Origin of the sequence: Leptospira stimsonii, assembly GCF_003545885.1 — a bacterium.
GTDB classification, from domain to species: domain Bacteria; phylum Spirochaetota; class Leptospiria; order Leptospirales; family Leptospiraceae; genus Leptospira; species Leptospira stimsonii.
The window spans coordinates 1,483,169-1,499,700 of the sequence record NZ_QHCT01000001.1; the positions used below are offsets into that span (position 1 = coordinate 1,483,169).

A 16,532-nucleotide genomic window follows, 5' to 3' on the forward strand; every position below is an offset into this window, starting at 1 on the left:
TCTAAGTTTCTCAAAAACTCATTTAGGAAAACAAATGAAACCGGAATCCTCTTCACTAAAGAAAGAAATACATTATGATTTTGATTATATCGTCGTTGGTTCCGGTTTTGGAGGAAGCGTTTCCGCGCTTCGGCTTTCACAAAAAGGATATAAGGTGGCAGTCATCGAATCTGGAAAACGCTGGAACAGCGCCGATTTTCCGAAAACGAATTGGAACTTGCGAAAGTTTCTCTGGTTTCCTAAACTTTTCTGCTTCGGAATTCAAAGAATCAACTTTTTGAACGACGTGATGGTTCTCAGTGGAGCGGGAGTGGGCGGCGGAAGTCTTGTCTATGCCAATACGTTGTATGTTCCCCCCGAACCGTTTTGGAAAAAAACGGTCGTTCACAAAATGGGAGGAAAAAAAACCATTCTTCCCTTTTATGAACTCGCAAAGAAGATGTTGGGAGTTGTGGAAAATCCGAGGACCTGGGAGTCGGACAAGTATATGCAGGAAACTGCAAAGACTTTCGGGATCGAGAGTTCGTTTATCAAAACGCCGGTAGGAGTGCACTTTGGAAAGAGTGGCGTTGATCCGTATTTCGGCGGGGAAGGACCCGAAAGGAATTCCTGCAACGACTGTGGTGGATGTATGGTCGGTTGCAGATACAATGCGAAGAATACATTAGATAAGAATTATCTTTACTTTGCCGAAAAAGCCGGCGCCGTAGTGGTCCCCGAAACGAAGGTAAGTCGCCTGATTCCGTTAAGCGAAGACGGATCCGAAGGTTACGAACTTCAAACGGAAAGGACCACATCCATTTTCGGTTCTCCAAGAAGATCGTATAAGGCAAAAGGGGTCGTCCTTTCTGCGGGAGTTTTGGGAACGTTGGGGCTTTTGTTGAAAATGAAAGAGGAAGGAATTCTGCCGAATCTTTCAAAACGTCTCGGACATATCGTACGAACCAATAGTGAGTCCTTAATCGGGGTAACTCTCAAAGATAAAAAGGCGGATCTTTCTCATGGAATCGCGATCACCTCGAGCGTTTTTCCGGACGAACATACGCATATTGAACCGGTGCGGTATTCGAACGGATCCGACGCGATGAACGGCCTCGCGGCGGGAGTGATTGTCGACGGAGGCGGAAGTATTCCGAGACAACTTCGATTTTTAATCGAGGTTCTTAAACACCCGGTCCATAGTATCAGTTTATTAAATCCGATCGGCTTTGCAAGGAGGACGATCATTCTGCTCGTGATGCAGACAGTCGATAATAGTATCGAGATCATTCGTAAGAGAAGATGGATTTGGCCGTTTCAAAAATCGCTTTCCTCCACTCAGGAGACCGGAGAGAAGATTCCAACTTACATTCCCATCGCGAACGAATTCGCAAGAAGATTAGCAAAGATCACGAACGGAGTAGCCAGAAGTAGCATCAACGAAGCATTGCTCGATATCCCCGCCACCGCACATATATTAGGCGGATGTAATATCGCGGAAACTCCGGAAGAAGGAGTTGTAGATCTTCAGAATCGGGTCTTCGGTTATCAAAATTTGAGGATCTGTGACGGCTCAATGATTCCGGCAAATTTGGGAGTGAATCCGAGTTTGACGATCACTGCTCTTTCGGAAAGAGCGATGTCCTTTGTTCCTCTTAAGGAAAAAGAAATTCATAGTTTTAAATTTGAAAAGAAATGGGGAATCGTAGGTATTCTCGGAAAGACAAACAATTCTTCTCCGAAGAAAAAGACATCTGCGAAAACAAAGAAAAAATAATCTTTAGAATATTCTAATATATTAATCGTTCCGGAAAACCGTGGATGAGGCCACGGTATCCGGAAGGAACTTCCTGTTAGTCGAGTTTTTCTTCGATCAAAGAATCGATGGATGCTTTCCCGCCGCCTTTGATAAAAAGAACTACGGAAATCGCTATCATCAAGAGATGAAATTCGTATCCTTCCCCTTGTTGATTTCCTGCCCAATTGATGAAGAATCCGTTTGCGGTGTGAAAGGTCGCCGCACCGATCATGATGATTCCGATTCCGAGTGCGGAAAGTCTCGTAAAGAGTCCTAAGATTAAGCCGAGCGCCCCGAAGAATTCTCCAATGATTACGAGGAACGCAATCGGCGTAGGAATTCCAAGCCCGACTAAATAACCTAGGGTTCCGGAGACACCGTAACCGCCGAACCAACCCAAAACCTTCTGCGCTCCATGTGGGAACATGACAACTCCCGCTACTACTCTGAGAATAAGAGATCCTAGATCCGAATCTGTTTTAAAAAATTTTTGAAACATTTGAATTTCCTCCTAAAATGATTCCAAGTTTATAATTAGCCAATCTTTGATGCTAAATGATTTAAACATAAAGTATATGTGTTTGTGGTTCGATCGAGATTTTATTGAATTCTTAAATGGTTGTGGGAACTCCCATCCAATGGAGATTCAAGTATTTCATCGGTAAATAATTTATACTCAAAGTATATAATGTAAAAAAAGAGATCATACTGCTTTAAATCCGACTTCTTTGAGAGAACCGCTTAGATCGAGGAGACGATCTTCCGTCAGAGGTTCGAATTTTTGGATCAGATTCTGGAGCAAATCGGGAAATGCCTTTTGGACAAGTTCACTTCCTTCCGCTGTAAGATGAATGATAATATAACGTCGATCTTCTTCGCTCCGAACTCTTTGGACGAGTTTTCTCTTTTCGAGGTTATCGATGATCTGAGTTATGTTTCCTTCGCAGGAAAAAAGTTTTTGACCGATTTCTTTTTGGCACATCGGACCAAGGTGATGGAGCGTTTCCAAACAACCGAATTGTCCGTTTGTGAGCCCATACTTTGTGAAAACCTTATCCTCCAATTGACGGATAGAGTCGGAACAACGGCTGAGTTTGATAAAAGCGTCCAATACCGCCTTTTCTCGTTTGTTTCCTTTGTAATGGGTTCCCATATACTTTATACTTGAACTATTATTCCTTAGACGAAGAAAATCCGCAACGAGTTTTTTTCTTTTCGAGATTGTTCCGAGCGGGAGTTCCCGCAATCTGGAAATCGTGTCAGAACATCCTTTTAGCGGGTTTTTGGTCTACGAACTCAAACAAAACCCGGAAGATTTCCGGGTCGAAGAAATTCTCGCGCCCGGATGGCTGAAAGAAAACGGGAAATGGACGATCTTCCGACTCAAAAAATCCGGTTGGAACACTCTGGACGCGCTCCAGAGGATCGCAAGAGAATCTGGACTCTCCATCTCCGAAATCGGATATGCAGGGAAAAAGGACCGACACGCCACGACGATCCAACACATCAGCGCTGAAAAACCGCTCAGGGTTCCGAGAGAATTAGCAAATGTGCTTCAACTGGAGACGATCGGGAAGAGTGAGAGAATTCTTACTCCGGAAGCGAACGGCGGGAATCGTTTTGTTCTTACTCTTAGGAATCTGCTCGAAAAGGAAGAAGACGCGATTCGTAGGAATTTCGAAAAGGGATTCCGATCCGGTTTTATCAACTACTATGATTCACAACGTTTTAGTCGATTCCATCCGGAGTTCCGACTTCCGATCTTTCCTTTTCTGCAAGGAGATCCGGCGACTTGCCTAAAACTTCTTCTGACGGATCCGTTTCCCGGAGAAAAAAAGCAGGCTCGGGATCGAAAGAAAGAACTCCAGAAATTCTGGGGAAATTGGAAAGCCTGCGAAAAACTCTCCGGAACGAAGTTGGAAAGTCGGATCTTCTCTTTCCTAAAAAAAGAAAAAGACATCACTTCCAGAACGTATCTCGAACTGATCTCACTTTTTCCGGAAGAAGAATTGTTGATGCTTCTTTCTTCCTTACAATCTCTCGTCTGGAACGAATTCGTATCCGAACTTCTTGAATCCGAAAGTTCGTCGGGAGTTTGGATCAAAACGAAATCCGGACCCTTGTTTTTTCCGGAGGAGTCCCTAATTCAAACAATTCCATCGGAATACAATCTTCGGGTTCCAGGCGTTCCGGGTATAAAAACATTAGAATATTCTAAAAAAGAAATGGACTTTCTGAGATCGACCATTTCCCGTCTTTCATTAAAAGAAACCGTCTTCGAAAAATCGCCCTTCCCGAAAATTAAGATGAATTCATTCGATAGAAATCTACGAGTTGTTCCTGAGAATTTTGTTTGGGAAGAATTTGAATCGGACGATCTGAATCCGGAAAGAAAAAAGGTGAAGATCTCCTTTCGCCTACCTTCCGGATGTTATGCGACAATGTTTGTCAAACGATTGATGCTAAGAGCCGACTTTTGAATACGTTTAAAAACCGAGGGTAGTCTCGCGCCGAAATCGACTTTGTCTTATCGAAATCCTGGAATCTCGATTGATTCTCGAAAGGATAAGGAATTATCCTCTTTGCGAGATGGCTTTGATTGTTCCGAAAAAGTTTTATAAAAAAAATCTTGAAACGGACTTAAAGTCCGTAAACAAGGAAAATTGGAAAGGATCTCGACTTAAAAAAAACGAGGCCGAAATCACCTCGCCTGCGAAAGTAAATTATAAAATATTAATGTTCTCAAATTAGAAAAGAATTCGAATCTCCTTCTGGGATCGAATCAGGCGACTTCCGAAGGATCCCAACACGTCCTAAAATTCTCATCCAGGGAATTTAGGATTTTCATATCCTCTTCCGAAATCTTAAAATCAAAAACGTTCGCGTTTTCTATGATTCTTTCTTTTTTTGTCGATTTCGGAATGACGACTATGTTTTGTTCGATCGCCCATCGGATCAGAATCTGAGCCGGAGTCTTACCGTATTTTTTTCCGATCTTTGCGATTTGCGGGTCGTCTATCTTTTGTCCGTGAGCGAGTGGGCTGTAGGCTTCCAGTTGAATTTTATGATTCTTGCAATAATCGAGAAGTTCGATTTGATTTAGGAAAGGATGAAATTCGACCTGATTGACTGCAGGAGTTATCGTCGATTCGTTTAACAATTCCGTTAAGTGAGGAATCATAAAATTGCTCACTCCGATCGCATTACAGAGTTTATCGTGATACGCCTTTTCCAATTCCTTCCAGGAATCCAATCTTCGAGAAGTCACAGGAAAATGAATGAGATACAGATCCACTTGATCGATCCCGAGTTTTTCTAAACTCTGTTCTAAAGCCTTTCGCGTTTTTTCAGTTCCTTGATCGGCATTCCATAATTTAGTAGTTATAAAGATTTCTTTTCTCGGGATCCCGCTCTCACGAATCGCCTTCCCCACGTCTTCTTCGTTCGAATAAATTTTTGCAGTATCGATATGTCTGTAACCGGCTTCCAACGCGGAGAGAACCGCTTCGGTGCATTCCTTTCCCGATTTTGTTTTCCAAACTCCAAGTCCGAAGATCGGCATTGTGACTCCGTTGTTGAGTGTTACGGATTGATTGAGCGCTTTTTGTGGCATATAAAATTCCTATGATACTTTGACGGTTTGTATTCTTTTATAGAGCTGGAATTCAAAAAGAAAAGGAATCTTTTTTTGATTCCAATCGAGGAAAGAATTGCAAATTTCATTTCGATACAAACTATCATCCACCATGCAACTGAGTACAGTATTTTCCGATTTCATTCTCTGCATCGTTTCCGTTTTTACAGCTCTTCAGCTGAAAAATTCAACCACTTACTCTAAGTCGGCCGGCTTTCTTGGATTTCTTCTGATTGGAATTCCCGCCGGCTTGGGGACCGTTCATTTTCTCGGAATCACTTTTTTGGATCCGATTTATCGGTTCATGGTGGGGGTTGCGGGTTTTGTAGGCGTACCTTTGATCGGGACCGGATTTTTTCATATTGGAATTCGAAAATTGGAGAAGAATCTTCTCTATCCGATTGCCGGTGTTCTTTTCCTTGTCTACATCGTCTTCACTTACGTGTTAGTGTTCCCGCTTCTGTCTACTGCGTTAGGCGGAATTGCGATGGGAATCGCGATCTTTGCTTGTATCAGAAAGAACTCGGGAGCGACAAAGGTAGCCGCGCTCTACGGAATTTTAGGAGCGATCCTTTTTATTCTTGCGGGTCTTGTGATCGGAACGACCGGGTCTCGAGGGCCGATTTTGAACGTGGATATTTTTCATATCGTTCTTTCGGTCGCTGTCTATTCTCTGGGAGTTTCCTTAAAAAGGCTAAGCTGAATCTTTCTTCCAAAAATCTTAGAATATTTTAAATTTAGAATATTCTAAGATTAAGAAGGAATTTGTTCCGAAACCTGAGTCACCCAGGAAGCGTAGTAGTTCGCAAGAGTTCTTAAAAACATCAAATCCAATTCGTTTTCGTCCTTTAGGATTTTTACCGCATTCGTGAATTGAACCCTGAATTCCGTAAGTGGGGTCGCCTCAACGATCACTCGTTTCATGGAGGAAGCGTTGTCTTCCATCCCATATTCTTGCGCCCATTTCTCGATTAAATTCCCGCAATTGTATTTTTTGGAAAGAAGAAGCTGAGCCAAAATGTGGCGAAACATACTTTCAATGGAAGTGATCGTAATATCCTTATGAAGGATCGATATTTCGGTGATAATGTCGTCTTTCTTATCGATCACAACCTTTGTATTTCCGATCTTATTGAAAATTTTTGAGAGATCGTTGTACGCTTTAAAATTCTTGAGGATGTTTTCCCGATCCTTCATGTTTACGCTTCTTTCGTTTTCGGGAAGATTCATCTCGTTCAAAATCGTTTCAATGACGAGAAAGATAATATCAAAGGAGAATTGTGTGGACTTTCCCACAAAATAACGGATCTCGTTTTGAAAAGAAGCGTGAATTCCGTTGAAGAACAGTTCCAGTTTATCCGGAGAAAGGGTTGTGGAAGTTCTATAAAGATTGATCATATCCTTAGCGAACTTCGCTCGATCCAAAATGGGAAAAAGCTCCGGGTGATTGGTATGGGTTCTTAAAAACGTTTCTTTAAGAACTTTAACGGAGCCTTGTCTGACCTCGTCCGTTCTGTAAAGGACTCGATAGAGAAGAACCGAAAGTTCGCGGGAAGTTTTTTTCGATTTGAGAATCTTAAGATCAGACTCGTCAAGATTCGTAGACTTTGGAGGATTCTGGCTTTGCGCTTCTGCCATGGGCTTCTTTTTGGAACAATTGGTATGCCAATGCTGATCGTAAAAAAAGAAAAGTAAAGCGAAATTGAAGAGCGATTTATATTTACATTGCTTTTTAACGCTTCTTCCGTAATTTACCCGATCGAGATGAAAATAATCGGTTCCGAAAATAAAGTCAATTATGGCGTTTTTGATGGTCCAGTTGAATTCAATTATAAGGAATTTCAACTGCTCGACTTCTTTGGAAAAGAGATAAGCGGCTTAAAGAAACGTTTTGCTTTTAAAAGATTCAATTACATAGGAATCATAACGGAAGAATTCCTAATCGGTTTTGCCGCCGTAAGTCTAGGTTACGTGTATAACGTATTCGCGTATCTTTATCACTATAAAGATGGGATTCTCTATGAGTTCGATACGAAAGGATTGGATCTTGGAAGTTCCTTATTATTCCCTGCGAACCCGGACGAGTATAAGATTCAATTTAAGAAAGGGGCTTCCTTTCTTTCGATCGAGAAGTCGCATTCGAAAGGAAAGCTTCTCGTGGACGCATTCCTTGGGAAGAAACTTCGGTTTAAATTTTCCGCGGATTACGGTTTAAAAACCCATTCTCCATTGAGGGTGTTAAATCCCTCCGAACCGACCCATTGGACCTTTACCGAAAAATGTTCACCGCTGATACCGAGTTCCCTCGAGCTTTCCTTTCAAGATCGTCCTCTCGTTTTCGATCCTAAAAAAGTCACTGTCCTTTACGATTGGTCCGGAGGATATCTTAGAAGGGAAACCAATTGGTATTGGGCGGCGTTTAGTTCGATTCTTCCCGATAAGACGACGATCGGCGCTAACTTTGCGGCTCTGGTAAACGAATCGTTCTTTTCCGAGAACGCATATTGGATCAATCACGAGAGGCAGAGGGTTCCACGGTTGATTTTTGATTTTTCTCAGAAAGATCCGTATAAACCTTGGAAAATATACGATGAGGAAGGATTGGTGGAGTTGGACTTTGTTCCCGAAGGGGAACGAAAAGATAAGATGAATTTGATCTTTTCAAAATTATATTTTAGACAATTTGTGGGAAAATTTTCCGGAAGATTTAGGACGGCAAAGGGAAAAGAAGTAACATTTAAGGATGTTTACGGATTTACCGAATTTCATCGATCGCTTTGGTAGAATTCTTCCGCGTAAAGAATATTAAATTTTATGAATGTGTATGTTCCGGTTTCCTGTGATTTTTACGACCGATTGGAGGAATTCGTCTTAAGGAAAAGAATGGTCTCCCTAGAAATTTCCGAAACACCGGAATTCCCTCTGCGAACGTTGGAAAAGGTAAGAATCCTCGATCTCGTTTCTTCAAACAGGGAAGAGTTTGCCGTTCTGGAAAGTGGGGAAAAAATACGTCTTGATTATATTCTCAAGGTTCTTCCCTAAAGAGTTTCATAAAAGAATCCCTAAAACGAAAGGAAGATGAATTCGTGATCGTTTCCGAATAAAAAGACGCGCCTTGCAAAAAAAAGAAATGAATAAAAAGAGAATTTTGTCTTTGGATCTTTTTCGAGGAATGACCGTCGCGGGAATGATTTTAGTAAACAATCCCGGTTCTTGGTCGTTTATCTACGGACCTCTCAAACACGCAAAATGGAACGGTTGTACTCCGACCGATTTGGTATTTCCCTTTTTTCTTTTCGCTGTCGGAGCGTCCATTCCGGTTGCATTGAACTCCAAGAAAGAAATTTCCAAAGGAAGAATTTGGACTCTTATATTAAAACGAAGTTTGATCTTATTCGGGATCGGACTCTTTCTTAATTTTTTTGGAGAATGGTCTCTGGAGCATTTGAGAATTCCCGGCGTTCTTCAAAGAATTGCGTTCGTATATTTTATCGTTTCTTCATTCTATTTATTTCTGATCCCCGATCCGAATAAAAAAAGAGAATTCAAGAATGATTCTTTTTGGAGAGAAAAAATTTCGGAAGGAAGTATTCTTCTTTTTTTGCTCCTCCTTTTATCGATCCATACTTGGGTTTTAACGAACGTGACCGTGCCCGAGGCCGCTTCGATTTCTCTTGAAGAAGGAAAGGATATCGGTGCCTGGATGGACCGAAACATTTTCGGAGAAAAACATCTCTGGAAATTTTCAAAAACTTGGGACCCGGAGGGTTTTTTCAGCGGCGTTGCGGCTCTATCGAGCGCGTTGATCGGAATGTTCTGCGGAAAACTATTGTTAAGCGAAGAAAATGCAAAAATAAGAATTCTACTTCTTATGGGAATAGGCGCCTTACTCTCGTTTGGCGGTCTTTTTTGGGAACGTTTTCTTCCGATGAACAAGAGTCTTTGGACGGGAAGTTATTCCGTTTATACGGCGGGTCTTGCGTTTCTTTGTGTCGCTTTTTTCGAATTCTTCGAACTACGAAACGAAGATCAAGAGAATTCGAATGTTTTCCCGGAAATGATTTTTCAGCCGTTTCTCGTTTTCGGGAAGAATGCTATTTTGGTCTTTGCGGCTTCGGGACTCGTCGCGAGAACCTTCAATCTTTGGATGATTGAGGGAAGCGCAGGAAAGTTGGTTTCTTTGAAAGTGTTTTTTTATCAAAAGTTGAATTTACTTTTTAATTCATATAACGCTTCCCTGACATACGCGTTGATTCAACTTTTGATTTGGTGGGGAATTCTGAGCCTCCTGGATAAGAAGAAAATCTATCTTAAAGTCTAAGATTTCTTTTCCGTGATCGAACTCCAAAACTATTGCTTTAAATTAAGGATCGAAAAAAAGTCGAGAGGAGCGCCGTAAGGTGGGGTTAAGAAAGATAAGAGAAAAGAGGTTGGAATCCAAGGGACTTCCAACCTTTAAAGACTTTTTACATCACCATTTCTAAATCGTCAAAGATCGGTGATTTGACTTCATCGAGCAATTTTTTCATTGCGAGATTGCGAAGGTTGTTCAATTCCAATCTCAGTTTTGAATCCAGAGAATTTTTGGAAAGAAGATTGGAACAATTGATCGCTACCATTTTCAGGTCGTCAGGGGTTTTGATCTTGGACGAAATAAGAAGTTGATAGATGATCGCATATTCCTTTTTTCTAAAATGAATTCTTAAAAGGAACGGAACGGAATAAAGTTCCGCCATGAGTTCCCACTTTGACTTCAGTTTCGGTTTCGATTCTGGATTCGCAACGTCTTCTTCCTGAATTTCAGGTTCGAATATTGTTGAAATGGAAACCGGCTCGACAGTGGAATGATTTCTTTCCGGATTGAAGGAGAGCGGAGTTTCCGCTTCTCGAATCAAAGACTTGAGTGCGGAGAGACGAGTGAATTCTTCATAACGTTCCGGATGGGCTTTCATCAACTTCTTAATGTCTTCCAGAACGATACAGAAGGAAAATAATTCGAGGACGCTTTGGTTTTGGATCGTCGCGATTTCATCCAAAACCTTTGCGAGAATCTGCTGATAACCGAGAGATTTTCGATACATCGCATTGTATTGAAGTTCGAGGTTTTTCTGATATTTTGAAAAAAGGACATCGATAAGAAACGCATCGGAGATCACGTATGCGTCGAGACCGGGGACGGAAAAGCTCGGGTTTTGCTTTTTTAGATTCAGGACAAAGATGCAGTTGGAATCCTTTAGGAAGCCGAGAATCTTTGATATTTTCTTTTCAGAAAGATTGAGGGTAGAGCGAAAATGGTAATACAAATCCGTGTTAGTCGGTAATTGATGATTCTCATTTTCCTTTTTAATTTTATCCAGGACGATTTGCGCTATTGTAATATCTTCCATCGTTTTTAGTTCCACGCCTCCAAAAGAATCGAATCTGATGGACGCTTTTTCTTTCTAAATTTATAACCTTGGAATACGAAATTCTTGCCTAGTTTTTCGAAAAAAAATAAATAATTTGTCAAAAAAAATTCGAATGAAATGCAAAGAAAGGGGAATGAAAGGAAAAGAGGGGATTCGAGAAGCCTCAGACGGAAACTTCCGCCTGAGGTTTAATCGTTGTTAGATTCTTTCTATGATCGTTGCGATACCCATTCCGCCGCCGATACAGAGAGTCATGAGCGCATAACGTTGTTGTCTTCTTTCAAGTTCGTCTAACGCAGTTCCGAGGAGAATCGCACCGGTTGCACCGAGAGGGTGACCCAGGGCAATTGCTCCTCCGTTTACGTTGATCTTTTCCGAAGGAATTCCAAGTGATTTTTGAGTGTAGAGAACCACGGAAGCGAACGCTTCGTTGATTTCCCAGAGATCAATATCATCCGGCTTGAGACCGGCCAACGCGAGCGCTTTCTTAGATGCGGAGACCGGTCCTGTAAGCATAATTGTTGGATCTTCTCCGGTAGAAGCCATTGCTACGATGCGCGCGCGAGGTTTCAGTCCGTATTTTTTTACTCCTTCATCCGAAGCGAGGAGAACCGATGCGGCTCCGTCTACGATTCCAGAAGAATTTCCTAATGTATGAATGTGGTTGATTTTAGAAATTTCGGGATAGGATTTTAGAGCGATTGCGTCTAACTCTTTCTCGCCGATCGTTTTGAATACCGGACCAAGGTCTGAGAGCCATTCAAAAGTGGATTCGATACGGGGATTTTCGTCGCTATCGACAATTGTGCCGTCTTCCGTTTTTACAGGAATGATCGATTTTTTGAAATAACCGGATTTAATCGCATGGTCCGCTTTGATTTGAGAGGATTCCGCAAAACGATCCGCCTCTTCGCGAGAGATTCCGAACTTGGTCGCGATAAGATCCGCGGAGATTCCCTGAGGGACTAAATTATAGTGTTTTTGAATATTAGGATTCCCGATATTGAAATCTCTTCCGTTTAAGTCCGCTCCCATTTTTACACGGGACATGGATTCTACTCCGCCGCCGAGTGCGATTTGCATAGAACCCGATTGAACGTGATTCGCGGCATTGTTTACTGCTTGAAGTCCGGATCCGCAGAAGCGGTTTACCGTATATCCAGGAACCGAATTAGGCCAGAGCGCGGCCATGACCGCATAACGTGCAATACATGCCGCTTGATCGTCAACTTGAGATACACATCCCATTACTACTTCTTCAACGATTTCCGGTTTAATCCCGTTTCTTTCTTGGATTGCATTTAAGGTCGCGGCGGAAAGTTCTTGAGGGTGAATGGAAGCAAGAGTTCCTCTTTTTTTCCCTTTCCCTCTCGGAGTTCGAACTGCATCGATTACATAGGCGTTTGACATTTTTTTACCTCGTTGTGAATTCAATCCTTCTCGGTTGAATTGAACAACTGTTTAGTGAATTTAAGTGTTCCGGTTTCTATTTTGGGAACGGGGGGGAGTTTGCAATTCTTTTTGCGCGGGAACTCTTACAGGAGGAGGAAGTTTGGGCCGCACCCTCTCTCGCGGATTTGTGCGTAATGAACGCTATTCGGATTTAAGCGCGAGGAGGGTCGGGCTCGCTACGGGCTCGCGGGAGTTCCCGCTCGGTCCTCCGGACCAAGCCCTCCGCATCCCTGCGGCGGCCTTGTTGTTAAACGGGGAACCGCGGGAACTCTTTTATGAAAAGTATTATTTCCGTTTGCTTCACTCATAAAGAAAGGAGTAAGCCAGGTTTACAAAGAAAAAGAATTTTTGTGAGCTCTCCATTGGTAATGGGAGGAATGAGTGTGTTAATGCGAATACACGAAGAATTTGAATTCTATGTTTAACAACTTAATGAAATTCAAAAATTAAAAAAGAAAAAGACTCTGAATGTTTGCTTTAGGTCAAGAAGATGAAATCACGCTTCCTTCATAGAGAATTCTCCTAATAACCTTATCTTTAAGATCAATGGACCAGATGAATGATTCGAACTCGGAGGGGAAGAAATTTTGAAGAAACTTAGTATTTCGTTTCGTTCTATCTGATAAAAATATTTGTATAAGGATACAATATAAGAAACATCTTGAGATTCCATGAGAAGACGCTAATACACTCAGCATCGCCCATTCTTCTGGAAAAATTCTGGAATTAACTTTTATTAAAGATTTTCCGGCCTTTTGATACTTTATTGTTAATGCTTTTTGAGAGAGTCTCTTGTTTTCTTTTAATCGCCGACCGTACTGGCGTAATAAAAAATTGATATTCTTCCCAATACTTCGTCTTTCTGCATTTGGTAATCTTTTCATTAAGTCCAAAGGAATCAAAAAGCTACACGTAATTTTAGGTCCTTTGAGTGAGGAGCAAATTACGTTCTTATCTATACTATTAATGTCCCGCACATTTAATTCGGTTCCCTGCAAGTTGAGAGCGTGTTTCGAATTTGATTTTTTTTTCTAAAAGTTTGTTTTTTTCGAAGTTTTTTTAAAATAGATTTTGCTTTTAATAAGGAAGAAATACGGAGTTCCCGCAAAATTCTCTCTTACTAAAAAATTTCCTCCAAGACTTTAAAATACCAACACGAACCATTCCAGTCCTCAAGAAAACCATTATGACCTCCGAAATTTTGAATCGAAATTCGAACATTTCGATTCGGGTGAAGCGCGAGAAAGCTCTCCCCGCGAATGATTGGATCGTCTTTCGAAGTGACAATTGTTGTAGGAGTCAAAATTTCAGAGAGTTCCCGCTCCCCCAAAGTGTAAGTTCCAAAGTAATGATCCAAATCACGAAAATCGTCCGAAGATTCGATCAATCTTTCCGTCATCTTCATCACGGAACGCTCCTTAAGAATGTCTTTATAAGGAACGATTGTCGGAAAATGACGTTGTTTCTTTTCAATGGATTCCTTCCATTTCTTAAGAAAATAGCGACCGATGATAAGTTTCTTATCCATTAGAATCGTTGCATCTTTTGGATGAATCGCTGGCGAAATCGCAATACAATGTTTCAATTGATTCAGCTTTTTCTCAGAATGAGAATGAACTCTTGCAATTCTCAGAGTGAAATTTCCACCTAAGGAGAATCCTATAATAAAAACAGGAACATTTTTTTCTGCAAGAAAGCTGGCTTTTCTCGCCGCCTCATAGGTCTCTTCGATTAGGCTCCCGTTGAAGGGGGCTGGATTGAGATGGTGCGTATCCCCATGATCCCTATAATTGAGGCGAAAGATGTCGTATCCTTGCTCATAAAAGCGATGCGAAGTTCTCAGGATATAAGTTGATTTAATGCTCCCTTCCCAACCATGAAGAAGAATCAGGAGCCCCTTCGTTTTTTGTTTTTTCTGTTTGCTAAAGGAACCTTCTAATTTCACTCCTTTGCCTACATCCAGGATCATCCTCTGCGCATTTTCTAAGAACGCCATTTCCTTCGGTAAATTCCAAGCTAAAGATGCGAGGGCTGTTTGAATAAATGGATATTTTAGGATTCCTTTCGGATCGAATTTTGGAGTCTTTAGGTTTTGCAACATACGAACATTTGTTAATTCGGAATGATTTGGAAAAGTCTTTTTAAATCATAAAAATCTATTATTCATTCCAAAAGAATTCTCTAGGAATTATAACTTGATCTCGAAATCGAAAATACAAACCGAAAAAAACTGGCTTTTAGAACTCTCTAAAAAAAAGATACTGAGTCCAGATAATTTCTAATATTCGGAGCACAACAACAAAGTGAAGAATCTACTCGTGCATTTGTTTTCTTTTCAGATCCATTCCAAAATTGGATTCTTAATTCTTATTTTTTTTCTTTCTTGCAAAAGTTTCGTTCTGAATGGCGTGAGAGGGGGAGCTTTTACTCCTCCTCCTAACGGAACCCAAAAGGATTCAAAACTTTTAGATACTTCTTGTAAGCCGATTCTCAAGCAAACGCAGTGGTATCTCCTTTTTGGTTCCTTTCCGATAAATCGTGTGAACTCCTCGGAAATTCTTCCTGATACGAATGAAAACTATCGAGTAACGATCAAAACCACTTGGATGGACGGTGTCCTGAGCGTTCTTCTTGGAATTGCCGCTTCCGTTACTCGAAAAACAATCGAAGTGGAAAGTTGTGATGGCGGAGAAATTGCGCCTCTTAAGAATTCTCCGGTTCCAATGGACAAAACGGAAACCAAGTCGGAAAATCCAAAATGGAAAGAAGAATTCTTAAAACAAAACGAAAAACAATGGAAGGATGAAGTTCAAGAACGTTTCTTCTCCGAGAAAGAGGAAGAAGTAGAATCTATCTGGAAAAAAGAAATGAGAAATTCTAAAAATCTTTCCGTTCTCTTTCTGAAATCCGGTGAGATTGTAAAAGGAAAAGTGACCCGGATCGATGGTGAGGGTGTTAAGCTCTTCTTCAAAGGTCAGGAGAAGACGTTTAAGCGCGCCGATGTCCTAAAAGTCCGCTTTCAAGATTAAGGAGAATCATTTCTATGTTTAATTTTCGGATTCTAGCACTTCGATTTTTTTTCTCTCTCTCGATCTTGATTCATTCTTCTTGTTATCTGAATCCTTATTTTCGAGATCTTGTCTCCCCTGAAGATAAAAAAGAGTCTCCTCTGGCGCTCCTTTTACTTTTTGTAGGAGCGCCTATTTTCAAGGGGGATGTTATCTTCTTTCCTCAAACGGGTCTTTCTTGGATGCGTTGCACACTTGGTCAAACTTTTGATCCTTCCGCAAACACCTGTACAACAATCTCCGTCGCTCCCATCTATTGTTCTTCCTTGGATAATCAGTGCAATGGAAATCTTTTAGGCGGGGTTCTTTCTTCGGGGCCAGCCTTTGATGCCTGCGCAGGTTTTAGTTCTTCCAATGCCACTGGATCTTGGAGAGTTCCCACGCACTTAGAGTTGAAGTCGATCGTTTCCTGTTCGAATGGGACGGATCTGAAGAATTTCACTGACACTCAAACTTGCGGAACTGGTTTCGATGTCCCTACGATTCGTAAGGATTGGTTTCCAGGAACTCCCACAAATAATCCGATTGAATTTTGGTCTAGCACGAGCGATCCCTCGAACGCCACCTATGCCTGGAAAGTGAACTTTAGCACAGGAGCGACGAATCGGACCGCTGGGAAGAATTCTTCTGGATACCTTCGTTGTGTCTCAGGCTCCCCTTAAAAAGGTGAGCTTTGCGGGAACTCTGCACTTTTTCGGAAGAAAACCCATCCTTAAGTGTATTTTTTCTTGACAGGAAACAATTTAACCAAAAATTGTTTCCTGTATGGAAACAAAATATACTGTGCCTGTTTCCGGGGTTGCAAACTCTAAAGACGTAAAAGCGAAGAGTTCCCGCAAAATTCTTCTCCTAGCCCTTCTTTTTCTCAACCTCTCACTCGTTTCCCAGATCAACGCTTTACCCTTTCTTAAAAAAAACGAAAGAACCGGAAATGTTCCACATACAAACTCGGAAACGAATTTCGGTACACGAACATCCTCTTCCGAGTATATTCGAAAAATTAAATATTCTAAAATACAAAAAATTCTCCGCTTAAAACAACACGCACTGGCTCAAATACTGAATACGAAAAAATTACCAAATGAAAGAAGAGGATCCGATCTAAAAGTATCCTCCGAATTGAAGTATTCCGCTTCTGAAAGTCCTTTTTGTTAAAATAGTACTTTAAGAACTTATAAACTACCAATAGGAGT

General features: G+C 41.3%; 17 protein-coding genes. 9 read left to right on the plus strand and 8 right to left on the minus strand.

The genetic code is table 11. The annotated features are described in order from the left end of the window. The first annotated feature begins 34 nt into the window (after window positions 1-34). Window positions 35-1,756 carry a GMC family oxidoreductase gene (locus DLM75_RS07410; protein WP_118967771.1) on the plus strand — a complete coding sequence of 574 codons (1,722 nt, stop codon included), beginning with the start codon at window positions 35-37 and terminating at the stop codon, window positions 1,754-1,756. 76 nt (window positions 1,757-1,832) lie between these two features. Here DLM75_RS07410 and DLM75_RS07415 read toward each other — a convergent pair whose 3' ends face one another. Together DLM75_RS07415 and DLM75_RS07420 are read right to left on the minus strand one after the other, a co-directional pair. Further along, window positions 1,833-2,276: a DoxX family protein gene (locus DLM75_RS07415; protein ID WP_118967772.1), complete on the minus strand. Its 444-nt coding sequence runs from the start codon at window positions 2,274-2,276 to the stop codon at window positions 1,833-1,835. 204 nt (window positions 2,277-2,480) lie between these two features. Next, window positions 2,481-2,930, minus strand: a complete 450-nt coding sequence (locus tag DLM75_RS07420; RefSeq protein ID WP_118968027.1) for a MarR family winged helix-turn-helix transcriptional regulator — start codon at window positions 2,928-2,930, stop codon at window positions 2,481-2,483. 94 nt (window positions 2,931-3,024) lie between these two features. On the opposite strand from DLM75_RS07420, the gene truD reads away from it, so the two are divergent. Further along, entirely contained in the window at window positions 3,025-4,257 is a 1,233-nt protein-coding gene (truD, locus tag DLM75_RS07425; protein ID WP_118967773.1) for a tRNA pseudouridine(13) synthase TruD, read from the plus strand. Between the two features lie 302 nt (window positions 4,258-4,559). Here the strand turns inward: truD and DLM75_RS07435 are convergent, their stop codons facing one another. Further along, complete coding sequence (locus DLM75_RS07435) at window positions 4,560-5,390, minus strand: aldo/keto reductase (protein WP_118967775.1); 831 nt, start codon at window positions 5,388-5,390, stop codon at window positions 4,560-4,562. A gap of 133 nt (window positions 5,391-5,523) precedes the next feature. Here DLM75_RS07435 and DLM75_RS07440 point away from each other — a divergent pair, with 133 nt between their 5' ends. Then, window positions 5,524-6,114: a hypothetical protein gene (locus tag DLM75_RS07440; protein WP_118967776.1), complete on the plus strand. Its 591-nt coding sequence runs from the start codon at window positions 5,524-5,526 to the stop codon at window positions 6,112-6,114. 50 nt (window positions 6,115-6,164) lie between these two features. Here DLM75_RS07440 and DLM75_RS07445 read toward each other — a convergent pair whose 3' ends face one another. Then, window positions 6,165-7,049, minus strand: coding sequence for an LIC_13029 family protein (locus DLM75_RS07445; protein ID WP_118967777.1), 885 nt, complete (start codon window positions 7,047-7,049; stop codon window positions 6,165-6,167). Window positions 7,050-7,175: 126 nt separating this feature from the next. On the opposite strand from DLM75_RS07445, the gene DLM75_RS07450 reads away from it, so the two are divergent. From DLM75_RS07450 to DLM75_RS07460, 3 genes are all read left to right on the plus strand, one after another. Then, the gene (locus tag DLM75_RS07450) at window positions 7,176-8,195 is read left to right on the plus strand and encodes a DUF2804 domain-containing protein (protein ID WP_118968028.1); all 1,020 of its coding nucleotides are present in this window, start codon (window positions 7,176-7,178) and stop codon (window positions 8,193-8,195) included. A gap of 99 nt (window positions 8,196-8,294) precedes the next feature. Then, a complete protein-coding gene (locus tag DLM75_RS24235) occupies window positions 8,295-8,453 on the plus strand; it encodes a hypothetical protein (protein ID WP_158586456.1) in 159 nt (52 codons plus the stop codon). An 88-nt stretch (window positions 8,454-8,541) separates the two neighbouring features. Then, the gene (locus DLM75_RS07460; RefSeq protein ID WP_118968029.1) at window positions 8,542-9,732 is read left to right on the plus strand and encodes an acyltransferase family protein; all 1,191 of its coding nucleotides are present in this window, start codon (window positions 8,542-8,544) and stop codon (window positions 9,730-9,732) included. Window positions 9,733-9,877: 145 nt separating this feature from the next. Here the strand turns inward: DLM75_RS07460 and DLM75_RS07465 are convergent, their stop codons facing one another. The 4 genes from DLM75_RS07465 to DLM75_RS07485 form a co-directional block, all read right to left on the minus strand. Then, window positions 9,878-10,798: a hypothetical protein gene (locus DLM75_RS07465; protein WP_147456615.1), complete on the minus strand. Its 921-nt coding sequence runs from the start codon at window positions 10,796-10,798 to the stop codon at window positions 9,878-9,880. Window positions 10,799-11,017: 219 nt separating this feature from the next. Then, complete coding sequence (locus tag DLM75_RS07470; RefSeq protein WP_118967780.1) at window positions 11,018-12,229, minus strand: acetyl-CoA C-acetyltransferase; 1,212 nt, start codon at window positions 12,227-12,229, stop codon at window positions 11,018-11,020. 524 nt (window positions 12,230-12,753) lie between these two features. Continuing rightward, window positions 12,754-13,248, minus strand: a complete 495-nt coding sequence (locus DLM75_RS24990) for a DUF1564 family protein (protein ID WP_429945432.1) — start codon at window positions 13,246-13,248, stop codon at window positions 12,754-12,756. Between the two features lie 143 nt (window positions 13,249-13,391). Next, the gene (locus tag DLM75_RS07485; RefSeq protein ID WP_118967782.1) at window positions 13,392-14,372 is read right to left on the minus strand and encodes a YheT family hydrolase; all 981 of its coding nucleotides are present in this window, start codon (window positions 14,370-14,372) and stop codon (window positions 13,392-13,394) included. 202 nt (window positions 14,373-14,574) lie between these two features. Between DLM75_RS07485 and DLM75_RS07490 the strand changes: the two genes are divergently transcribed. From DLM75_RS07490 to DLM75_RS07500, 3 genes are all read left to right on the plus strand, one after another. Next, window positions 14,575-15,300 carry an LIC_13076 family protein gene (locus tag DLM75_RS07490; RefSeq protein WP_118967783.1) on the plus strand — a complete coding sequence of 242 codons (726 nt, stop codon included), beginning with the start codon at window positions 14,575-14,577 and terminating at the stop codon, window positions 15,298-15,300. A gap of 14 nt (window positions 15,301-15,314) precedes the next feature. Beyond that, window positions 15,315-16,001 carry an Lcl C-terminal domain-containing protein gene (locus DLM75_RS07495; protein ID WP_118967784.1) on the plus strand — a complete coding sequence of 229 codons (687 nt, stop codon included), beginning with the start codon at window positions 15,315-15,317 and terminating at the stop codon, window positions 15,999-16,001. Between the two features lie 103 nt (window positions 16,002-16,104). Then, complete coding sequence (locus tag DLM75_RS07500; protein ID WP_118967785.1) at window positions 16,105-16,494, plus strand: hypothetical protein; 390 nt, start codon at window positions 16,105-16,107, stop codon at window positions 16,492-16,494. Window positions 16,495-16,532 lie beyond the last annotated feature (38 nt).